Raw genomic sequence first — 23,081 nt, 5'->3', positions numbered from 1 at the left:
CGAAACCCACAACATTCAGGGTTTCGGAGTTTCTCTGTCAGGACAAATTAAACAGGGATGTTCTTCATTTCATGGATTTTTTGGAGCGTTTGAACAAGTTTTATCTTCTCTTCATCATCCTCTGTGTGGAGATAACTCTCCACAAACCTGTATCCAAATACGAGCAGGATCATTTCATAGACACAATGGTCTGCAGCAGGGGGTGCATCTGCATATTCAGAAAATCCCTGGTAATACGCAGGAACACACCGCTTGTAGTAATCGACCATGTAATTAACATCTGCTTCATCCGCAATCAGACTTGCTAGATCTTCACCCAAGTAGCCCCATCCCGATGTATCCCAATCAATGAGCGCAATTTTCCCATCCGTATAGATCAAGTTGGTCACCCAGAAGTCCCTATGGCATAGCACAAGGGGAAGTTTTTCAATGCGGTCAAATATTTCTTCTGCGTGCTCATCAATGTCGATAAGCATTTGCCGCACATGCTGCGGGAATTCGCAGTCCTCTGAACGTATATAGTCATGAACAACCGGCCATGACCGGTAGTGCAGATAGGTGTTTTTCATGAGGTTCGCATGGCTTAGGTTAGTCAGGCTTTGCAGTACAGCAGGTTGTTTGGCATACAGTTTGCCTTGAAAGCGTCCCAATTCCAGCGCAGCCTGTTCATACATGTCACCGGTCAATTCCAAACCGGATACGCCATCAATATATTCCAGCCATAGATGGAATTCATCTTCTTCGGTATTCATCTCGGCGTAATAACATGTTGGCCAGCGCAAGGCATTGGAGAATGTTTCACCCAAGTCAGATGCATAGAGGTCATATTCCCGGCGCCATGAGCCTGGATCATTGTAACGAGTCCATTGCTTCTGAATTTTCAGCACGATGCGGTATGACAATTTTTCACCCTCGGATGTTTCGGCAACCCCCGACACCAAGTTTACATTTCCCACAGTACCGCCATGTAAAGGGATGGTTTGGTAATCGGCCGAGATGATCTCTCTCTCAAATCTTCTGCTCAAGACAGCGTTCAGCGTTTCGGATTTAATATTCATATCTTCTTACCCCCGTTTTTCTTCATGTTCTTGCTGTACATGGCAAGCGTTTTGCTTCTCGCACTCTTGTTAATGAGGTAACTCGTTTTATCCTGGACATACCTGTTCTCATGGTGTTGGGCGAGATAATGCTCCCACCGCTCACGAGACAACGAACCGTCGGCAATCGCCGTGAGAACGGCACAACCGGGCTCGGTCTGATGGCGGCAATCCGTAAATCGGCATTGAGGGAACCATGCCTCTACATCGGTAAAACTTGTGCGTAAGCCTTCATCGGCATCAAAAAGACCAAGCTCCCGCATACCCGGCGTGTCGATGACCATACTTCCGGAGGGAAGCATGAACAGCTGACGATGGGTTGTTGTATGCCGTCCCCGGCTGTCGACCTCCCGGATTGCCTGAACCTTCATTACGTTCTGTTCCATCAATGCATTGAGGAGAGACGATTTCCCAACACCAGACATACCGAGGAAGACAATTGTTTTACCAGGCATGAAATAGGAATTGAGTTCGTTCAGCCCCATGGCTGTATGACTGCAGATTGCGTGAACTGGCACACCAGAAATACTTTGTGTGACTTCGGAGAGTGGGAGAGTATAATCTTCAACGAGATCAGCCTTGGTTAGAATGATGACCGGCTGGCCGCCGCTCTGCCGGGCTTGTGTCAGGTACCGCATGATGCGGGAAACGTTGAAATCCCCATTCAGCGATGAAAGGATAAACACATAGTCAAAGTTGGTTGCAACGACCTGTTCCAGCACGGTTTTGGTATAACCTGTGGCATGACCCGAGTGATCCGCGCGTGAGAATTTGGAGCGGCGGGGCAGGACTGTAGCGATGAGAGAATCTCCGCTCTCGTTGTAATACAGCAAGACAAAATCCCCGACGCATGGAAAGTCCGCACGTGTTGCCGCGCCGTGATAAAAGGTTCCTTTAAGAACCGCTGTTACTTCCCCGCGCTCGGTCATGACCGTGAAGCGCTCGCGCCTAAGCTCTATCACCCTGCCGGGCAATAATCCGCTTTGAACTGCATCTATCTCTATATAGCCATAGGTTTTCAAATCAATCATGTTATTGGGTAGCTCCTTTAATGTTGTTTTTTGGACGCAAAAATGCCACGGACAAGCAGCCTCTTAAGAAGCTGCTGTCGCGCGGCATCAGGACGCAAAAAAAGATACGACCTTCATCGTATCTGCAAACAGCAATATTCACGAAAGGTTACTTTGGATGGCATACCAAATAATGCGGGCGTTTTCCCGCTTTTTTCGTGTATGCCAACTATTCAGTTTTAAGACGAAACCACCATATAAGTAGCTGCCATTAAAAACATCTCCCTTCGTGTAAGGAACTTGCTTATCACTAAGCTCTTTATAAAATAACCTTTTTTTCCAGAAAAATCAATTGAAAAATACGACTAACCGAAAATGAGCCTTCCACTGATCTTAAGGAACATTACCGTTTACATTACAATGAAAGTATATTATAGTCATTAAAGAGTTATTTTATCCGCAATTAAAGGAGAGAGCAATTTGAATCCAAAATTACAAAAGAAAATTAACAACTTAGAAAATATCGGAAGATTTCCTGCAGAAGAATTATTGGAGCTATTGCCTATCAAGAAAACCGATAATGTATTGGACCTTGGAGCGGGCACTGGTTATATTTCCATGTCCATTGCAGAACGAGTGAACACCGTATATGCGTTGGATAATGATAAGGATGTTCTTGAATATTTGGAGACCCAAGCGAAAGAGAGAGGCATTACGAATATTACATCTGTTGTAGGTGACTTTAGAGAAATTCCGTTAGATAACCAGCTTCTTGATATAGCTATTGCATCCATTTCTTTACACGAAGTTAAGCCCCTTGCAACAGCTCTGAAAGAGATCAACAGAATATTGAAAGACAGAGGCTTGTTCTTATGTATCGAATTAGAAAAGTCAGAGACTTCAACGGGTCCGAGAGTTTCTTCCAAAGATATGGAAGTGGAAATGCTCGATGCTGGCTTTACCATTGTTAATAAGATCTACCCGTCGACCCAAATTGCCAACCAATCTGTCTATATAATCCTTGCTCAAAAGTAAACAATAAGAACAATAACGTTGAATTTATCTTATGTAAAAGGGCGTCTAGATGTTGCTGCAACCAACGCTTAATGTAAATGAAAGCGAGGCTGCCGAAATTATCGGTAGCCTCGTTAATCTACGAATGGATTTACTATGAGTCTTTCGATTGGTGCTCGGTAAATACGGCTAGATAGCGAACTTCTTCCGAGATCGGTATTACCGTATGTTCCTGGAGTGAATTAAAGTACAAGCTATCTCCATCACTTAGCTCGTATTCTGTTCCTCCTACACGATACTTCATCTTGCCAGATATAACATATATGAATTCTTCACCTTCATGTGAGAAGGTGTGTTCATTAACTTCCCCTTGTTTTGCCACAAACATATAGGGCTGCATAATTTTATTATGTCGATTGGAAGCGAACGCAAAGAACGAATAGCCTTTGTTCGTTTTAATCCATTTCTCAACGTCCTCATATTGACTCGCATTAACCATGACCGTGTCGCTGCTGGATTGTTCTTCTAGCAAGTCGGAGACCTTAACCCCAAGAGCATTCGCAATTTTCATTAAAGTCGACACAGCTGGCATCGCACCGCCATTCTCAATCTTAGACAGCATGCTCTTAGTGAAACCACATGCTTCAGCAATTTCCTCCTGAGTCCTCTTTTGCTCTCTGCGTATGAGACGAATGCGCCTTCCCAAATCCATGGTTACCTCTTTCTAATCTAAGATTTGTATCAATGTATAATATACTTCAACTATGTTGAATATTCAATCTCTTCGATATTGATAATGTTCATTCATGTAAATTTTGACGGTTAATGACGATAATGACCGACTATTAGGAGTTAAAAACAAACATAAAGAAAGCGCTTGCTTAAAGAAATGACATGAGGTATGATGATCTCAATTCAACAAGGTTGAATAAAAGTTGAATTGGTAAACTTAAGCTTTACCTAGTTGATTTGTTATAAAAGGAGGACCATGTGAAGGAGGGCTAGCGTGAGGCGGATCATTGGTATGATCGGGGCGATGGATTCCAAGGGCACTGAGTTTGCATTTATGAAGAACGAAATTGAACGTAGGGGATTCGGAGTATACGTATTTGATACAAGTGTGATCGGTGAACCTCGGTTGCATTCAGACATTCCGCGAGAACAGATCGCTGCTGAAGGGGGATCATCTCTAGAGGAATTAATCTCTCTAAACGACCGAGGGAAGGCAATGGGAATCATGTCCTCAGGAGCTGCTAAAGTCATCGCGAAGGCTGCTTCATCTGGTGTAATTCATGGTTTAGTCGGAATGGGTGGAACTGCTGGGACTGCAGTAGCAAGCAGTGCGATGCGGGAGCTGCCTATCGGTTTTCCCAAGCTGATTGTTTCTACAGTTGCAGCGGGCAATACAAGGGAGTATGTAGGGACGAAGGATATTGTTATGTTTCCCGCCGTTGTTGACGTGTCAGGAATTAACCGAATCAGTAGGGCCATCTTTACACGGGCAGCTGGTGCGATATGCGGTATGACTGAATCCGAGGTTATGCCTGCAAATGATCGGAAATTGATTGCTGCGAGTATGTTTGGCAATACGACTACATGCGTTGAGCGGGCGAAAGCACAGCTTGAGGCCGAGAAAATGGAAGTGTTGGTCTTTCACTGCACGGGCGTTGGTGGACAAACGATGGAAAGTCTGGCTGAAGCCGGCTTACTGGGAGGTATTCTAGACCTCACAACGACAGAATGGGCCGATGAAATCGCGGGCGGGGTATTTTCAGCTGGACCCAATAGAGGAGAGGCAGCAGCTGAGCGAGGCATTCCACAGGTCATCGCTCCGGGCTGCGTGGATATGGTTAATTTTCATGCCCGGGCAACAGTCCCCGTCCAGTATGCGGGCCGTAATCTTTACGAGTGGAATCCGAATATTACACTCATGCGAACGACACCTGAAGAGAATATGCGGATTGGCCGCATACTTGCGGAGAAGGCGAATGCTAGTTCAGGTCCAGTTGCCTTCCTGCTTCCAATGAGAGGCGTATCCATTTTGGGTAGCCCTGGGCAAGCATTTTGGGATCCAGATGCAGACCGCGCCTGTTTTGATGCAATCCGCAAGCATGTTAAGGACAGTATTCCGGTTTATGAAATGGATGTCAATATCAATGATCCAGCGTTTGCGGACAGAGCTGTTAACCTGCTGAAGGGAATGCTTGCGGGTAGTCCATAAGCGGAGCACCAGGCTTGATAACAGAGTATTCATTTAAGGAGGAGAACGGAAAATGAAAACGTATAAGGTGGGTCTTGTCGGTGCAGGTGGTGTCACAGAGCTTCATCTGGAGGGATATAAAAATCACCCAGACCGGCTTGAGATCGTTGCCATTTGTGATCCGAATGTAGAGATTCTTACTCAAAAAGCGGAACAATATGGCATTCGGCAGCAATTCACCGAATTGGATGACTTTATTCAGAATAGCGGCATCGATGTTGCGGTTGTCTGCACCCCCACTTCGATTCGCAAGCAGGTTGTTTACCCCCTGCTGGAAGCAGGAATCCCACTTTTTGTCGAGAAACCATTCTCCGATACATTGGCTGATGCCACCGAGATTACCAATAAGGCAGCGATGCTTGGCGTGCCAATCTCAGTCAACCAAAACTTCCGTAGGCATTTCGCCTTCGATGTCGTTAAGGATATCGTGACTCAGGACACGATCGGCAAGGTAACTTCAATTGTTTTCAACAATCTGTTTTTCCGTCAAGACAGCGGCTGGCGACTCCAGTGTGAGCGTCATGCATTGTCCGTTATGGGGATTCATTGGTTTGATGGGTTCCGCCAAATTCTTGGTTCAGAGGCTGTTTCCGTTAATAGTTTGATGCGGTCCTCTTCAGCAATCAATTGTGCGGGTGAAACCGACGCAACGGTTCAAGTTGCCTTCGAGAACGGTTCGATGGCTACCTATGTTCAGAGCTTTTCGTCTCCATTCCCGAGAACGGAGATGATTGTTATCGGTGAAACGGGCACTTTGTTCTGCACTCATCAGAGGGTGGAACTGTACCGGAATGACACTAAGTCCCCATTACAAACATGGCGCAACGATGTCTCTCGTGAAACAGCCACCTTTGAAGGCCTAAATCAGCTCTTGGTGTCACTTGAAACCGGAGATGAAGCTCCAAATAGCGCACAAGATAATCTGAAGACAGTGGCCATCCTGGATGCTGCCTATCGTTCCTCTACCGAGCAACGTCCAATAATGCTGAATCAAGGAGTAGTCGTATGAGCATCAAGTTTGCCTTTTCACGGCCGACCCAAACGGATGAAGAACGGGACCTTCTATTCAGAGAATATCATTCAACTGGTTATGCAGGGCTTCAATTAAAACATGCCCAGTACGCTCCATACATTAATGACTCAGAACGTTTCCTTGACGAATGGGGAACGTGGCCCGGGATCGCGTCGGCACTGATTACAGGTGGACCTGTTGATGACGAGATTCGCTCCCGTCTAGCCCCGCTGCTTAACTTCAGTGAAAGCGTGGGTACGGAGACTATCGTGTTTTGTCACGGGCTCTCCCGGGAACATGTCACGGCGGAGGATATTCGCCGTTTCGCCCGTCAGTTGTCAGAGCTCGGCAAGGAATGCGAGCAGCGGGGTGTCCAGCTTTCGCTGCACCACCATTACGACCAGCCCGTAATGTACCGAGAAGATTTTGATATCTTTTTCGATCAACTGCAGGACAGAACTGTAGGCTTGACGATGGACACAGCACATTTGGTGAAGTCAGGGATATCGGACGTCGCTGAGATCATTACCAGCTTTGCTCCATACATCGATAACTTCCATATGAAAGATTTTGCGGCCGGGGACTGGCGGGTACTAGGAGAGGGAGAGATCAACTTCGTGCCGATTTTTCAAGCGATCCACCAGATAGAATATGTGGGCTGGATGTCTGCAGATGAGGAAAGCGGCGGAGGGATCCAGGAGGGGATGCGTCAATGTCTCCATTTTATGCAGCAAGGAATTCAAGAGGCGCAGGGTAAATCTAGCCGGAGGTGAATCGTCTGTGAATTCCCTTATCGCTAAGCTTGGTAGAAAGTCCCGGAGACAGGAAAACGCTCGTAGCCGAGCGCTATGGCCGGACATAAGGCGAGATCGATACCTCTATTTGCTGGCTTTGCCGGGCATCTTGTACTTTATTGTGTTTAAGTATGTGCCAATGTGGGGAGTGGTAATCGCCTTTCAGGATTATTCACCCTATCTAGGCATACTTCAGAGCAAATGGGTGGGATTTGAGCACTTTATCCGCTTTTTTTCCAATCCCGACTTTATCATTTTGTTTCGCAACACTATGATGATTAGCTTCCTCAATTTACTTTTCTTTTTTCCACTACCGATCCTGCTGTCCTTACTACTCAACGAAGTGACTCATCATGCTTTCAAACGTACGATTCAATCCATTGTTTATCTGCCGCATTTTCTGTCTTGGGTCATCATTGTTGGGATCTCGTTTTTGCTGTTATCACAGTCATCTGGAATCATCAACATGATCCTTCAGTGGGCTGGATTGGCTAGTTACGATTTCCTGACCAACAAGGATACCTTTTGGGCGCTGCTAACCATACAAAACATCTGGAAAGAGACGGGATGGGGAACCATTATCATTTTGGCGGCCATTACTTCCGTTGATACACAACTGTACGAGGCAGCCAAAATTGATGGTGCCAATCGTCTTCGTCAAACGTGGCATATTACGTTACCCGCGATCCGTAATGTCATCATTGTGTTATTGATTTTACGCCTGGGGCACATCATGGATGTCGGATTTGAGCAGATTTTCCTCATGATGAATGGAGCTGTGACGGATGTAGCAGACGTGTTCGAAACATATGTCTACCGTAACGGCATCCAAAACGGGCAGTTTGGCTATAGTACAGCTGTTGGCCTGTTCAAATCCCTTGTCGGACTGATTCTGGTCGTTATCGCCAATAAGATGGCCAAGAAGTTCGGTGAGGAAGGAGTCTATTAAAACCAGCCGTATCAGGAAGGAGGGACTCATATGAAACCTCGCATAGCAAGCCGGCTGTTTAATACAGCAAACTATGCGGTACTTTCATTGATTGGCATCGTCACGCTATTTCCGCTTTATTATGTACTCGTCGTTTCCTTCACCGATTCGCACGAGTTCGCGGAGAAAAATGGCTTTATTCTCTTTCCGACGAAATGGTCGATTGCGGCCTATGAATATCTGTTCTCTACCTCGGCTTTTATTAACGCGGCAGCAGTGAGCACCTTTCTAGCGACGGTTGGTACGGCATTAAGCCTCATTGTCACAGCAGGCATAGCCTTCAGCTTGTCCCGTAAGCGGCTACGCGGCAGACAGTTCATGCTCGTCGCCATTGTAATTACACTTTTATTTAATCCAGGTATTATCCCACCGTATCTCGTCGTCAAGGAACTCGGCCTGATCAATAGTGTGTGGTCGCTAATTATTCCTGTATTGACCAGTGGCTGGTACGTCATCTTGATGAAAAGTTTCTTCGACAGCATCCCAGTAGAGCTCGAAGAAGCGGCCATGATCGATGGAAGTACCGATCTCGGTACCTTTTTCCGGATTGTCCTTCCGCTGTCGGCGCCAGCTCTAGCTGCATTTGGTCTGTTCTACGCCGTTGCCTATTGGAACACGTTTTTTTCGGCTGTTCTATACATCAACGATTTTGCGAAAGTTCCACTTCAAATTGTGTTGCGCAATATGCTCGTAGACTCGTCGACCTCCACTGGGGGCGCAGCTGCAATGGAGATGATTTCAGAACAACAGATTCCAACGCAAACGATTAAAATGGCTGCTGTCGTCATCTCCACGTTGCCTATTGTGTGCATTTATCCGTTTTTGCAGAAACATTTTACGAAAGGCGTCATGCTTGGTTCGGTCAAGGGTTAAGCAACAGGTGTATTATGCAATTGCGATTTAAGCATTCGTTCAACTTGGGAGGTCGTCGATAAAAATGTTCCAAGTACGAAAATGGAAAAGTACGATGGCTGCGATGGTACTATTCATTGCGTTCGGATCGAGTCTAATGGCTTGCTCGGCCAATACTACGGACGGTAACAATACGGCGAAGGAGGATGCGCCCGTCACTATTAAAATCATGTCGGATTTTACCATCGCTCAGCCGCCTTCTGCAGACAATCCCATCATTAAGGAATTTGAGAAAAACACCAATACGAAGCTGGATATCACTTGGGTATCCGGAGCGAACTGGACGGATTATGTTGATCGGATCAATGTGGTGCTGAGTTCCGGAGACCTGCCTGATTTACTAAAGCTGAACGATGTCACCAATCCTCTTTTCCAGCAGATGGTCAACCAGGGCGTGTTCTGGGATTTGACACCCTATCTGAAATCCTATCCGAACTTGATGACGTATCCGGAATCCGTATGGAACAATACGTCGATTGGCGGTAAAAACTACGTTATTCCCGTAGCAAGGCCACTTAATGGCTTCGTGTTCACCAACATTCGTAAAGATTGGCTTGATAAGCTGGGGCTTGAGGTGCCAAAGACCGTGGACGATTTCTATAACATGCTCAAGGTCTTCAAGGAACAGAAGCCTGATGGAAAAGCGGATACGTACGGTTACACGATGCGTGGACATGAGGTATTAGATGGGGTGTTTACGAATTCGAATGGACGCTGGAAGGATGTTGGCGGGGAATTAATCGATGCGAACTTTGATCCCGGTATGCGTGAAGCCATATTGTTCAAAAAGAAGCTATTCGATGAGGGTCTCATTCCGCCAGACTTCTCCGTTATGAAGGATAGTCAATTCTGGGATCTGGCCACGACGGGAAGAGCAGGCGCGACCGCGGAGACCATCGAGGCGCAGTTCCGCTGGACCTATGATCAATGGAAGCGCGACCCTAATGTTGATTGGATGCCGATGTCCTCCCTTACTTACCAAGATGGCCCATACGCGCCTGAGTATAGAGGATACATTGGCGTTCTCGCTATTCCGAAGAATGTGCCGGAGGAAAAGGTGAAGAAAATTTTATCTCTTCTGGACTATGGCGCGTCGGAAGAAGGAGGCACTCTATCCATGTATGGCATCAAGGGTGTTCACTATAACGAAGAGGATGGCATGAAGGTAGCAACGGAGCAAGCTGTCGTGGACAGTGTAGGCGTTGGTGCATTCGGAAAGCTGTTTATGCGATATGACCCGTACATGTATGCATACGCACCAGGCATGACAAAGGAAGTCTTCGAACGTAATAAACAGGTGATTGACGAGCGAGCCAAAATCGCCAAGCCGGATGTTGCCATTGGCCTAGTTTCGGAGACGGATACGAAGCTCGGTGCTGACTACGCGAAGAAGATGGCCGATATGAAAACACAGATCATCATGGGGAAAGCCACAATTGAGGACTGGGATAAGCTGATTCAGGATATCCAGAATGATTCCAATTATAAGCAGATCACCAAGGAGATTAATGAGGCGTACAAGGAAAGGTTGGCCTTGACCCAATAATGCTGCATAGCGAAGTTCATAAAAATAAGTATTAAAAAGGAGAGAGAGATTATGGCGACCATCACAAGTTTGAGCAAGCAAGAGGAGCACCGTCTATTGGATATGGGCTGGGGTAAAATCCAGTGGCTGTGCGGGAAGGAGATCGACCCAGAGGCGGAAATGACGTTCGGGATGGTGTACATTGATGCGGGCAAGGAAAATAATCGGCATATTCATCCCAATTGCGAAGAAGTTATTTTCATTCTTTCTGGGGAGTGCGACCATACACTCGGGGATGAAACGTTCCACCTCGAGCCTGGAATGATGCTGCGGATCCCCCGCGGTGTACCCCATCATGCTAAGGTAACGAGCTGGGAACCCTGCAGGATGATCATTGCCTACTCATCAGCAGACCGTCAAACGGTCGGCGAATAGGGAGGGCCACCATGTCTATATCAAGAGAAGTAGCACTGCAGCGTTTAAAAAGTCAGGTTAGCCAGGGAACAACGCTCATTGGAGCAGGGGCAGGTACAGGATTATCCGCAAAGTGCGCTGAAGCGGGTGGAGCTGACCTTATCATCATATATAATTCAGGCCGTTACCGTATGGCGGGACGTGGTTCACTCGCAGGGCTAATGCCTTACGGAGATGCTAACAAAATCGTGGTGGAGATGGCGTCAGAAGTACTCCCGATTGTGAAAGATACACCTGTTCTTGCCGGAGTATGTGGAACGGACCCGTTTCGCGTCATGCCGGTGTACTTGAAGCAGCTTCAAGAGATGGGATTCACCGGTGTACAGAACTTCCCAACGGTTGGTCTATGCGATGGGGTCTTCAGACAAAATCTCGAAGAGACAGGGATGGGATACGATCTGGAGGTGGAGATGATAAGGCAGGCTCATGAACTCGGTCTTCTGACCACGCCATACGTTTTTAATGAAGACGAGGCGAGAAAGATGACTGAAGCTGGCGCAGATATCCTGGTGGCCCATGTCGGTCTTACGACGAAGGGATCCATCGGAGCTTCAACAGCACTGACACTGGATGAAGCAGTTGATGTGGTACAACGGATTAGCGATGCGGGTAAACAGGTTAATCCAGATGTTCTGGTCATCTGCCACGGAGGGCCGATCTCCGAACCGGAGGACGCCGCTTATGTTCTTAGCCGTACTAAGGGAGTCTCTGGCTTCTTCGGTGCATCCAGTGTGGAGCGTCTTCCAACGGAGGTCGCCATTACCTCACAAGTACAGCGATTTAAGAGTATTGGAACTTAATCAAGGTGATTAATTTTCACTTAATTAAGCTAAAGCTATATGAAAGCGTTTGACTTATTCGAATATCGATCTATAATTATGAAGGAAATTGGACGAGGACGGGAACTGACGAAGTGTCCTGATGTGTGTCCGCCTGAATGGATCGAAATGCCGACAAGCTTCAAAGTAGGCCTCAGCCTATGGGGATAACGATATTCGGTATAGCTGTATGTATACTCACAGCAAGCTTCCATAACCAGGAGGCTTGCTGTTTTTATTTTTAGAAGGAGACTAGGTCAGAATGACACTTAAAAAAAGGATCTTTTTATTGTTCTTCCTCAGTGCGTTTATCCCTTTTATCAGCATATTTGCGATTTCTTATTATACCATTGACTCCATTTTCGCAAATAAGATTGATGATGGCATCCGCAGCAATTTACAGCAGGTGACGTCCTCACTGGAGAATTCAATTACTAATCTGAATCACGTTACACAGCAATTGTCCTACCGAGGAACCATTGGCAAAAAGCTGGATCAATTCCTGAAGCCTTCCTCGGATATCTTCCTATTGATGGAGGCGAGAGACGAGTTAAAAAGCGAGTTAAGTGTGGTCACGTTTACCAATCCGAATATTGGTTTGACCTTATATTACTTCCAAAAGGATGGAACGACACAGTTTGGCAACTTTCCGATTAAGGACCACTTTTCTCCGGAGTCACTGCCTGTGCTCTTCCAGACCTATGGGATTAAGTACTATGGTCCGCATATCAGCATGAACCGATTCGATGACCAACTCGTTCTGTCTGCTCTGCGAAGAGTACAACTGCCCGAAAGGGACGACGTGTACATTTACGTTGAGTCGGGCTTTCGCCTCACACAGGATAACTTGGGATACAGTCAGTACAACGGGGCTCTGTCTCATCTGATCCTGGATGGTGAAGGCAACATTGTGTACAGTGAGATACCGGAAGCGATGAAGGTCGGGGAGAATTTCTCCAGCTTGACAGCCGATCCTGCCAAGGACGGGATATCCCGGGGGTATCACTGGTTCAAGGAGGATTCATCACAGAAATGGAGCGTCGTTTCAGTCATTTCGCAGGCTCAATATCAGCAGGAGAAAAACCAGTGGTTACTTCAAATATTGCTGGTCGCATTATTTTTCCTCGGCTTTACCGTTTTTCTAGCTTGGCTCCTGTGGAAGATGGTGTACAAACCACTTGGTTTGTTCCATTCGGAAATCAACGGGATGTCCAAAAATCCACAAACGACGGGGAGCAGAGCTCGCACCCAGATTCCCGAATTTGATTTTCTGCTCGGTGAATTTTCCAATATGCAGCATCAAATTGGCGATCTCTTCAAGGAAGTGCAGCAGAAAGAAAAAATTCGTGCAGACCTTGAAGTGGAAAAATTGCTCTATCAGATTAACCCGCACTTCCTGATGAATACACTGGATACGGTACACTGGCTGGCCGTCATGAACGGACAAGGGGAGATCGACAAGCTGGTACAGTCATTGAACAAGCTGCTCTATTACAACTTGGGCAAATTAGGGCAAGTATCCACGATGGAAGAGGAGATTGATGCATTAAGACAGTATCTGATCTTGCAGCAAATTCGGTATGACTTTGAATTCGACGTCCGTATTACTGCTGATGAACAAGTGCTTCAAATTCCTGTGCCTCGTTTTATTCTGCAACCGCTGGTTGAAAATTCGCTCTATCATGGATTGAGTGACGAAGGCTTTATTCAAATTGAAGTGACATGCAATACAACATTGAACATTATGATACAGGATAATGGTGCAGGCATGAGCGAGGAAACCATTCATAAACTGCTGAACAACCGTGTAGCTGAACAACAAAAAGTAGGAATGGGCATTGGACTCAATTACGTTCACCGCATGTTGAAGTCACAATATGGGGACCAAGCACAATTGGTCATTGAGAGTGAATTGGGAACGGGGACAAGCATTCTGCTCATACTGCCCATTAAAGGAGAAGATATCTCAGCATGATTAAGGTATTGATTGTGGATGACGATAAGCTGGTACGCAAAGGCATTAGCTCAGCGATGCCATGGAACGAATTCAATATGGAGGTTGTAGGAGAAGCAAGTAACGGAGCGAAAGCATTGGATTTCCTGAAATCCCAACCGGTTGATCTCATGTTGACGGATCTTGCGATGCCGGTAATGTCAGGAATTGAACTGATGCGAGCTACAAAACAGCTCTATCCGGAGCTTCATGTTGTCGTGTTAACCTTGCATCAGGATTTCGATTATATCCAGGAAGCACTGAGGCTGGGGGCCATTGATTATATAGCCAAAGTCCAGCTGGAGAAAGAGCAATTTGAACATGTTCTGCACCGGATCCATACTCGTATTGCTGGGTTAACGACTTCTATCCGAAAGATGCCTTCTACCAATGAAATCAATGTGCATTACCCGAATGTGTATGCACTCGTTTCCCAAGATCGCAAATCCGAACAAAAGTGGCCCGTGGAACTGACCACAGATGGAGATGTGATCAGGTGGGAGGTTGAACGGAATAGCTGGATGTGGGCAGCTTCCTATGACGAGCAGGACCCGCTGTTTCATCAGTTAAAGGCATCCCTGAATGAAGTTCCCCATAGTACGTTATTGGTGTTGTCCGATGTACAAGAGAAAACCTGGTCCCACATCAAAAACTGGATTATGAATTATACAGAGGCATCTCTATTCTATGCGTACAACCCCGAACACCGAGTCATTGCCGTTTCAATGAACGAGGAAGAGACATTTTTAAAAGAACCGCAGGATGAGGACATAGACCGGATAAAGCAAAGTTGGTTCCAAACTCCATGGACTCATCATGACACGTACTATAACCAACTCATTGAACAGTTTACATCATTACGATTAAACAAGGGCCAGTTGATGGGATTGCTGTACTCCCTCGTTATGGAGTGGAATCACCTTTTTGCCCAAACAACGCTTGGAAGGATCTCTATGATCCATGGTTTCGATTCCTGGTACGAGGTTGAGAGATGGATCAAACAGACTGCGGTAGTTATTCGTAAGGCCGACGAACAGACTTCGTATTCCCAGGAAATCATCCATGCCGTGAAAAAAGCAGTGATGATCATGCAGGATGACTTGGAGCAGGCGTATACGGCTTCAGGCCTTTCCCAACAACTCAATATCAGCCGAAGTTATTTCAGTCAATGTTTCAAAGATCTGATGGGGAAAACCTTTAATGAGTACTCCAGGTTCATCCGGGTAGAGAAGTCGAAGGAGTATTTGCTCAATACAAACAACACGATTTTCTGGATTGCCGAGCGAGTGGGTTATACGGATGAAAAATATTTCAGCCGGATTTTCCGTGAAGTGACAGGCCTTCTGCCAAGCGAATATCGGCAGCAAGGCAGAGGAGTCAAATAGCAGATGTGTTCCCATTAGACAGACAGTCATCATAGGGAAAGTGATCGTCTCCATAATGATGGTTGGAGGCCGTCATGGAAATGGTCCAAGAGACATTTTATCGATTATGGATAAATTGAAGGCCGACAGTTTCCTGTTTGAGGAGCTGCCGGCCTTTGTTTTCGAATGGAAATAAGGATAGATAGATGAATGTAAGTCAGCAGGTAGGATAAATGTTCACGAACTAACCAATGCTCCAGGATCGCGGTTGAAAACTGTAATCATTTCTCTATCCAAACGAGCGTGCAATCCCTATCTCAGTGGATCTTCACTCCATTTTATAATGAAAGCGTAAACAAAAAATGATAAACACAATAAGGGGAATCGAATTAGATGAGAACAAAATGGTCCATGAAAAGCAAACCGCTCACGAAACGTTTGGCCGTGCTGTCGATGTCTGCGCTGATGGTTACAGCTCTCGCGGCATGTGGAGGCGCATCCACTCCTCCTACTGCAGAGGAAGCAGGCAAATATGAGGTGACACCGGGGGATCCGTTCAGTGCCTACAAAGACGAAATCACCGTAACCATGGGACGGGTGACTACAGCCAACCCGAAACTGCCGGCTGGAGATACCTATGAGAACAACGCATATACGCGACTGGTTAAAGATACATTTAACGCTCAAATTACAGATCAATTTGAAGCCAATGGTGAAGATTACAGTCGTCAGGTTTCGCTTGCCATCGCCTCTGGGGAATTGCCTGACATGATGCGTGTCGACTCCAAAGACGAACTGAAAGAACTGGTGGACAATGACCTGATTGAGGATCTGACAACCATTTACGATCAATACGCCACAGATAACATCAAGCAGATTTACGATTCCTATGATGGGCGTGCATTAGATAATGCGACGATTGATGGTCGTTTGATGGGTCTTCCGGCGACGTCCCTGGATTCCGCACCAACGATGGTTTGGGTACGTCAAGATTGGCTGGATCTGCTGGGGATCCAACTCGATGCAGACGGAGATGGTGCCATCTCGCTCGAAGAAGTAGAGAAAACAGCACAGGAATTCCTGAAAAGAGATCCTGGTCAAACCGGTAATCCAGTCGGTATCCCTTTTGTCAACACACTGAATACCACAGATTACAATGCCTCTTCCTATACCATGCTGGGTGTTGCCTCAACCCAGGGCGCGTTCCCACAATATTGGATGAATGGGGAAGACGGCAAAATTGTGTATGGTTCCACGACAGAAGAGACGAAGCAAATGCTAGGGATCATGGCGGACTGGTTCAAGAACGGCATCATTGACCCGCAATTCGGAACTCGGACGTTTGATGACATTACTGCACTCTATACCAATGGCCAGAGCGGTATCGCTTTTGGACCGTGGCATATCCCGGACTGGGGATTGATCAGCGTGAAACAGATGGATAAAAATGCGAAATTTTCGGCGTATACGTTGGAAGATGCAGACGGCAATGTAAACGTGGCACATGCTAATCCATCCAATCAGTTTATCGTGGTAAGAAAAGGGTATGAGCACCCTGAACTGGCTGTTAAGATTGTAAACCTGTTCTACGACAAACTGGCAAATGATAAAGATGTGGCAACAACCATGCCGGAAGCTGCCAAGTATCAGGAGACTGGGGTAGACGGTTCTACGAGACCGTTTAATATCGAAGTCAATTCGGCTACATCGCTGCTGGATGATTACTCTGATGTCGTTCGTGGAATTAAAGGTGAAATTGGTCTGGATGAGGTTCGCACAACCGAATCGAAGAACAATATCGGTAGCATCAAAACGTATTTGAGCGACATGGATACGGACGACGTGACCGCTTGGTCCAAATACCATTCACGGATTAACGGAGTTGGACTGATTGACAAGCTGACACAGGAGAATAAATTCGTTTGGATGACGCCTGCTTTCTCTGGAACGACATCAAGCATGAAACAAACGTGGGCCAATCTGACGAAGCTCGAGCAGGAATCGTTCATCAAAATTGTGACGGGCTCCGAACCGCTGGAGTACTTCGATACATTCGTCAGCAACTGGAAGAAACAAGGCGGTGATCAAGTCATTCAGGAAATCGAAGACGAGATCGCATCGAAACAATAGACATCCATGAACAGTAGCAGGGCTGCGATATGCAGCCTTTCTTCAGGAAAGGGGTTCATCCATGAAACAGGGGAAATTAAAAGCAAGAGGCCGGCTCGGCACAGGTGCCATGTACCATATGATGATGCTGCCGGGTATTTTGTTTTTGCTTGTATTCAGCTATATACCAATGGTCGGTGTCATTACGGCTTTTCAGGACTATGTACCTGCCAAGGGCATGTTCGGCTCCGAATTTGTAGGGCTGAAGCATTTTATTTATATGTTCAAACTCCCGGATATCGCTCAGGTCATCAGCAATACGCTAGTCATTGCGATTGCCAAGATTCTGCTCGGAACGTTGATGGCGATCATATTTTCCGTATTGTTGAATGAAATTCGTATTAAATACGTTAAAAAATCCGTGCAGACAATAGTTTATCTGCCTCACTTTCTATCCTGGGTTGTACTCGCATCCGTCGTGGTCAACATGTTCAGTTTGGATGGAATCGTGAATCAAATGCTCGCGTTCTTTGGCCTGGATCATATCAATTTCCTAGGCAGCAACACGTGGTTCCAGCCACTGATCATAGGAACAGATGTCTGGAAGGAATTTGGTTATAGTTCCATCGTTTATTTGGCTGCTATCACGTCGATTGATCCCGGTCTATATGAAGCGGCAGGAATGGATGGAGCCAGTTGGTGGAGAAAAGTATGGCATATTACACTGCCGGGTATGCTGCCTATTATTCTGCTCATGGGTGTAATGAGCCTGACCAATATTTTGAGTGCCGGTTTCGATCAAATCTATAACCTGTATAACCCGGTAGTGTATGAAACGGGCGATATTCTGGATACTTACGTGTACCGCATTGGTCTCGTTGGACGACAGTATAGCTTCGGTACGGCTGTTGGATTGTTCAAATCCGTGATCGGCATCGTGCTGCTCTTGTCTGCGAATCAACTCGCCAAAAAATATACAGACAGAAAAATTTTCTAAGGAGGCAATTCCGTGTCCTATTCTGCAAACTTTAAAGATCGAATTGGCCGGTTTGTCATCTATGCCATCGTAATCATGCTGGCATTGGCTTGCCTTCTTCCGTTATGGAATATTGTTGCCATTTCATTCAGCAGCAGCGAAGCTGTATCAGCGAATGCCGTAGGTCTCGTTCCGGTCAATTTTACGACAGCCGCGTATTCAAAAATTATTGATGATGCTCAGTTCTGGCGTTCTTTTGGCATATCTGTACTGCGCGTTGCGCTGGCCCTTGTGCTTAACATGATTCTGATTATTTTGATGGCTTATCCGCTATCCAAGTCGAAAAGGGAATTCAAAGGCAGAAACATCTATATGAATATCATGATTTTTGCCATGTTGTTCAGTGGAGGCATGATTCCGAGTTACCTGCTGATCAAAAACCTGGATATGCTCAATACGATATGGGCACTTGTTCTACCAGGTGCTGTCCCGATATTCAGTGTCATCCTTGTGATGAACTTCTTCTCTGCAGTACCTAAAGCACTGGAAGAAGCGGCGTTTATCGATGGGGCAAATCCGCTCCAAGTCTTGTTCAAAGTGTATGTTCCCGTGTCCATACCTGCGCTGGCGACCGTTGCCTTATTCAGTATCGTGGGCACATGGAACGACTTCTTCAGCGGTTTGATCTATATGACCAAGGTCAGCAACTATCCGCTTATGACCTATATTCAGTCCCTTAACGTAAATATTGCCGATCTGCTGCAAGCCGGTACGAATTCCAGTGAGCTCAGCAACCTGACTGAGATTTCGAATAAAAACCTGAATGCGGCTAAAATCGTAGTCGCGGTCATTCCGCTGCTGCTGATTTATCCGCTGCTGCAAAAATACTTTGTAACAGGCATTGTCGTTGGATCGGTCAAAGAATAATGAGAGGTTATAACACACCTTAACGGAGAGGCACACCAATCTGGAAAAGGTAGAAAGGTTGTAAGACATGGAAAATAAAAAATGGTGGAAAGAAACCGTTGTATATCAAATCTATCCGCGGAGTTTTCAAGATAGTAATGGAGACGGAATCGGCGACTTGAAGGGTATTGTGTCAAGGCTCGATTATTTGCAGGAACTCGGCATTGGTGCGATCTGGTTGTCACCTGTTTGCAAGTCACCTCAAGATGACTTTGGGTATGACATTTCCGATTATCAGGATATCGATCCAATGTTCGGGTCTCTGGATGATATGGAATCGTTAATTCATGAAGCCGGGAAACGAGATATTCGGATCATTATGGATCTGGTATTGAACCACACATCGGATGAACATCCTTGGTTTCAAGAAGCCAAAAAAGGGAAAGACAATCCGTACCATGACTACTACGTCTGGAGAGATGGTGTGGAAGGAACGCCTCCGAACGATCTAGGATCCACATTTGGTGGCTCAGCCTGGGAATGGGTTCCTGAAATTGGGCAATATTATTTGCATCTCTTTTCCGTAAAACAACCAGATCTGAACTGGGAAAATCCCAAAGTCCGGCAAGAGATTTACGACATGATCAATTGGTGGATCGACAAGGGAGTCGGCGGGTTTAGACTTGATGTAATCGACTTAATTGGTAAAGAGCCGGATGCGAAGATTACGGGGAATGGGCCTAATCTGCATAAATATATTAGGGAACTTAGCAAGGAAACGTTTCAAAAAGCAGAAAATCTGCTAACGGTTGGAGAAACATGGGGCGCTACTCCTGAGATTGCCAAACTGTACAGCAACCCGGACGGCAGCGAGTTTTCAATGGTGTTCCAGTTTGAACACATCGGCTTGGATGAACAAGAAGGCAAAGGAAAGTGGGATCTCAAGCCTTTGGATGTGCTGGAATTGAAAAAAGTGCTGTCCAAATGGCAGACAGAGCTCAAAGGCGATGCCTGGAACAGCTTGTTCTGGAACAACCACGACTTGCCTCGAATCGTCTCCCGTTGGGGAAATGACGGAGAATATAGAATTGAATCGGCTAAAATGCTTGCGACCCTTCTTCATGGCATGCAAGGCACACCTTATATTTATCAGGGTGAAGAATTAGGCATGACGAATGTTCAATATGCGATTGAAGACTATCGGGATATTGAATTGCTCAATCTCTATAAAGAAAGAATGGGGAAAGGATACACTGAAAGCAGTGTGATGGAGTCGATCTTCGCCAAGGGACGCGATAACGCGCGAACACCGATGCAGTGGGATTCTTCCAATAACGCTGGGTTTACAAGTGGCGAACCTTGGATCAAGGTGAATCCGAACTATACCGATATCCATGCCCAAGACAATTTGAATAATTCTGAATCCATATTTCATTACTATCGGAAGTTAATCCAATTAAGAAAAGAACATGAAGTCATTGTGTATGGAGATTATGAGCTGGTTTTCCCGGAAGATCCAGAGGTGTTTGCCTATACCCGAACGCTGAATGAAACAAAAGTCCTTGTTGTATGTAATTTTAAAGGAAATACGATCGAGCTCCCGCTTCAGGAACACTTGGCAGAGACGAATCAGCTGCTGATATCGAATTATGCAGGTGAACTGCCTCTGAACGAACTGCGTCCATATGAAGTGAGAATGTACCTTATGCATGTGTAAAGAATAATACTATAAATAAAGTCTATATAAACTGCTTAAACAGACACACGTTAACGGAGAGGCAGAACCAATCTGGAGAAGCGAAGCGTTCGCCTTTATCACCGGATTTTCCCCTTAGAGAAGGGGATTCAAGAAATCTGGGGATAACAGCGATCGGAAGATGGTACTGCGCTCGTAGTGCCCTTGTGTGATCGATTAGTGCAGTTTATATCGTGGTTGAGAAAGAAGGATTGCATCAAATGAAAAGAGTATGGTGGAAAGAAGCAGTAGCTTATCAAATCTATCCTAGAAGCTTTATGGATTCCAATGGGGATGGGATTGGAGACATCAAGGGAATCATTTCAAAACTGGATTATATTCAAGACCTCGGTATTGATCTGATATGGATCTGTCCAATGTATAAGTCGCCCAACGATGATAATGGTTATGATATCAGTGATTACTGTTCCATTATGGATGAATTCGGCACGATGGATGAATTTGATGAATTATTAAAAGAAGTACATCACCGTGGCATGAAACTCATCATGGACTTGGTGATCAATCATACCAGTGACGAACATCCGTGGTTCATCGAATCGAGATCATCGCAGGATAATCCCAAACGGGACTGGTACATCTGGAGAGATGGGAAGAACGGAGAAGAACCGAATAACTGGGAAAGCATCTTCGGTGGTTCTGCTTGGGAATATGATGAAGTCTCCGGACAGTACTATCTTCATCTGTTCTCCAAAAAACAACCGGATTTAAATTGGGCAAATGAAAACGTGCGGAAATCCATATATGAAATGATGAACTGGTGGCTGGATAAAGGTATCGATGGTTTCCGTGTGGATGCAATCAGCCATATCCACAAAGAAGAGGGCCTACTGGATATGCCAGTCAAAGAAGGCTTTAAATATATCTCTTCGTTTGAGAAGCACATGAATGTCAAAGGCATTCAGCGTTATCTGCAGGAAATGAAAGAGGAAACTCTATCCAAATATGACGTGGTAACCGTTGGGGAAGCCAATGGGGTAAAAGTAGAAGACCAGGAAGATCTGTACGATTGGATCTGTGAAGTCAGAGGCAAATTTAATATGGTCTTCCAATTCGAACACCTTGACCTGTGGAAAAACAGCACAGACCGGCAATTGGATGTTCCCAAACTGAAAAACGTCTTGACCAAGTGGCAAAAATCACTGGAAGGCATCGGTTGGAATGCTTTGTTTATTGAAAATCACGATCAGCCACGGAAAGTTTCATCCTGGGGAAATGATGCGGAGTATTGGTATGAAAGTTCAACAGCTCTTGGAGCCATGTACTTTTTCATGCAGGGCACTCCGTTCATATACCAAGGACAAGAAATAGGCATGACGAATGTGGCTTATCCTTCCATAGAGGACTATAACGACGTAGCTGACCGGAATCTATATCAGATTAAACGTGAAGAAGGGATGTCTCATGAGGAAATCATGAACATCATCTGGGCATCGAGTCGCGATAACTCCAGAACGCCAATGCAGTGGTCTTCAGCAGAACAAGCCGGGTTCACCAACGGTACGCCATGGCTTAAGGTGAATGACAATTACGTTCATATTAATGTAGAGAAACAGCTGCAGGATCCGCGTTCGATCCTTCACTTTTATAAACGAATGATTCAGCTGCGAAAAGAACACGACACGCTGACATATGGTATCTATGAGCTTCTTATGCCGGAACATCCTAGTGTATTTGCTTATACACGTACTCTGGCAGACCAACAGGTGCTGGTCGTAGTCAATCTCTCTGACCAAGCCGTAGAGCTTGTGGAAGAAGAGCATAGCCTTAACTTTTCCGAGATCTGGCTTACCAACTACGAAGATAGCAAGCTGCCAAGGATGCTGCGACCGTATGAAACCATCGTTGGGTTAAGCTAAAGAATAAGTCTGATTTTCCTACAGGTATCCAATGAAGCAAACAGAGACTTCACTCTCTAATTTCTGAAATCAAGCAAGTGTACCCCTTAGAAAAGATATTGGAATAAGCGCCGTTTATCCAATGAATTTCTAAGGGGTTTTATTTAATAGAGCACACCTCAGATTGATAATTTGTTAATTATCCTTTATTATGAAAGCGTTATCGTAAATTGAG

Annotated in this window: 19 protein-coding genes; 16 read left to right on the top strand and 3 right to left on the bottom strand. The window is 45.7% G+C overall.

The window, feature by feature from the left end:
• Positions 1-47: 47 nt before the first annotated feature.
• On the bottom strand, positions 48-1,058 hold the full coding sequence (locus tag MHB82_RS17095) for an aminoglycoside phosphotransferase family protein (protein ID WP_110822984.1): 1,011 nt from the start codon (positions 1,056-1,058) through the stop codon (positions 48-50).
• The gene (gene rsgA / locus MHB82_RS17090) at positions 1,055-2,059 is read right to left on the bottom strand and encodes a ribosome small subunit-dependent GTPase A (protein ID WP_258377875.1); all 1,005 of its coding nucleotides are present in this window, start codon (positions 2,057-2,059) and stop codon (positions 1,055-1,057) included. The genes MHB82_RS17095 and rsgA overlap by 4 nt, the downstream gene beginning before the upstream one ends.
• Before the next feature lie 528 nt (positions 2,060-2,587).
• Between rsgA and MHB82_RS17085 the strand changes: the two genes are divergently transcribed.
• On the top strand, positions 2,588-3,142 hold the full coding sequence (locus MHB82_RS17085; protein ID WP_110822982.1) for a class I SAM-dependent methyltransferase: 555 nt from the start codon (positions 2,588-2,590) through the stop codon (positions 3,140-3,142).
• Between the two features lie 133 nt (positions 3,143-3,275).
• Here the strand turns inward: MHB82_RS17085 and MHB82_RS17080 are convergent, their stop codons facing one another.
• Complete coding sequence (locus MHB82_RS17080; RefSeq protein ID WP_110822981.1) at positions 3,276-3,833, bottom strand: helix-turn-helix domain-containing protein; 558 nt, start codon at positions 3,831-3,833, stop codon at positions 3,276-3,278.
• Positions 3,834-4,127: 294 nt separating this feature from the next.
• On the opposite strand from MHB82_RS17080, the gene MHB82_RS17075 reads away from it, so the two are divergent.
• From MHB82_RS17075 to MHB82_RS17005, 15 genes are all read left to right on the top strand, one after another.
• Positions 4,128-5,342: a Tm-1-like ATP-binding domain-containing protein gene (locus tag MHB82_RS17075; protein WP_110822980.1), complete on the top strand. Its 1,215-nt coding sequence runs from the start codon at positions 4,128-4,130 to the stop codon at positions 5,340-5,342.
• Between the two features lie 52 nt (positions 5,343-5,394).
• The gene (locus MHB82_RS17070; protein WP_110822979.1) at positions 5,395-6,390 is read left to right on the top strand and encodes a Gfo/Idh/MocA family protein; all 996 of its coding nucleotides are present in this window, start codon (positions 5,395-5,397) and stop codon (positions 6,388-6,390) included.
• Positions 6,387-7,166: a sugar phosphate isomerase/epimerase family protein gene (locus MHB82_RS17065; RefSeq protein ID WP_110822978.1), complete on the top strand. Its 780-nt coding sequence runs from the start codon at positions 6,387-6,389 to the stop codon at positions 7,164-7,166. Before MHB82_RS17070 ends, MHB82_RS17065 begins: the two co-directional genes overlap by 4 nt.
• 7 nt (positions 7,167-7,173) lie before the next feature.
• On the top strand, positions 7,174-8,136 hold the full coding sequence (locus tag MHB82_RS17060) for an ABC transporter permease (protein ID WP_239297475.1): 963 nt from the start codon (positions 7,174-7,176) through the stop codon (positions 8,134-8,136).
• A gap of 30 nt (positions 8,137-8,166) precedes the next feature.
• Positions 8,167-9,048: a carbohydrate ABC transporter permease gene (locus MHB82_RS17055; protein WP_110822976.1), complete on the top strand. Its 882-nt coding sequence runs from the start codon at positions 8,167-8,169 to the stop codon at positions 9,046-9,048.
• Between the two features lie 64 nt (positions 9,049-9,112).
• On the top strand, positions 9,113-10,633 hold the full coding sequence (locus MHB82_RS17050; RefSeq protein ID WP_110822975.1) for an extracellular solute-binding protein: 1,521 nt from the start codon (positions 9,113-9,115) through the stop codon (positions 10,631-10,633).
• A gap of 51 nt (positions 10,634-10,684) precedes the next feature.
• Positions 10,685-11,047, top strand: a complete 363-nt coding sequence (locus MHB82_RS17045; RefSeq protein ID WP_110822974.1) for a cupin domain-containing protein — start codon at positions 10,685-10,687, stop codon at positions 11,045-11,047.
• Positions 11,048-11,058: 11 nt separating this feature from the next.
• A complete protein-coding gene (locus MHB82_RS17040; protein ID WP_110822973.1) occupies positions 11,059-11,886 on the top strand; it encodes a phosphoenolpyruvate hydrolase family protein in 828 nt (275 codons plus the stop codon).
• 280 nt (positions 11,887-12,166) lie between these two features.
• A complete protein-coding gene (locus MHB82_RS17035; RefSeq protein WP_095357659.1) occupies positions 12,167-13,879 on the top strand; it encodes a sensor histidine kinase in 1,713 nt (570 codons plus the stop codon).
• Positions 13,876-15,282 (top strand): response regulator transcription factor, encoded by a 1,407-nt coding sequence (locus MHB82_RS17030; protein ID WP_341175382.1) that lies wholly within the window; start codon positions 13,876-13,878, stop codon positions 15,280-15,282. The genes MHB82_RS17035 and MHB82_RS17030 overlap by 4 nt, the downstream gene beginning before the upstream one ends.
• A 372-nt stretch (positions 15,283-15,654) precedes the next feature.
• Positions 15,655-17,391 carry an extracellular solute-binding protein gene (locus MHB82_RS17025; RefSeq protein WP_341175381.1) on the top strand — a complete coding sequence of 579 codons (1,737 nt, stop codon included), beginning with the start codon at positions 15,655-15,657 and terminating at the stop codon, positions 17,389-17,391.
• Positions 17,392-17,452: 61 nt separating this feature from the next.
• The gene (locus tag MHB82_RS17020) at positions 17,453-18,367 is read left to right on the top strand and encodes an ABC transporter permease (protein ID WP_095357662.1); all 915 of its coding nucleotides are present in this window, start codon (positions 17,453-17,455) and stop codon (positions 18,365-18,367) included.
• A gap of 12 nt (positions 18,368-18,379) precedes the next feature.
• Positions 18,380-19,273: a carbohydrate ABC transporter permease gene (locus MHB82_RS17015; RefSeq protein ID WP_110822971.1), complete on the top strand. Its 894-nt coding sequence runs from the start codon at positions 18,380-18,382 to the stop codon at positions 19,271-19,273.
• 67 nt (positions 19,274-19,340) lie between these two features.
• The gene (locus MHB82_RS17010) at positions 19,341-20,969 is read left to right on the top strand and encodes a glycoside hydrolase family 13 protein (protein WP_341175380.1); all 1,629 of its coding nucleotides are present in this window, start codon (positions 19,341-19,343) and stop codon (positions 20,967-20,969) included.
• A 239-nt stretch (positions 20,970-21,208) separates the two neighbouring features.
• Complete coding sequence (locus MHB82_RS17005; RefSeq protein WP_341175379.1) at positions 21,209-22,867, top strand: glycoside hydrolase family 13 protein; 1,659 nt, start codon at positions 21,209-21,211, stop codon at positions 22,865-22,867.
• Positions 22,868-23,081: the final 214 nt, after the last annotated feature.

It is taken from the genome of Paenibacillus sp. FSL K6-2862, from assembly GCF_038005125.1.
Lineage (GTDB): Bacteria > Bacillota > Bacilli > Paenibacillales > Paenibacillaceae > Paenibacillus > Paenibacillus illinoisensis_A.
The sequence above is the reverse complement of the archived record's forward strand: the minus strand, read 5'-3'. Positions and strand labels throughout refer to the sequence as shown.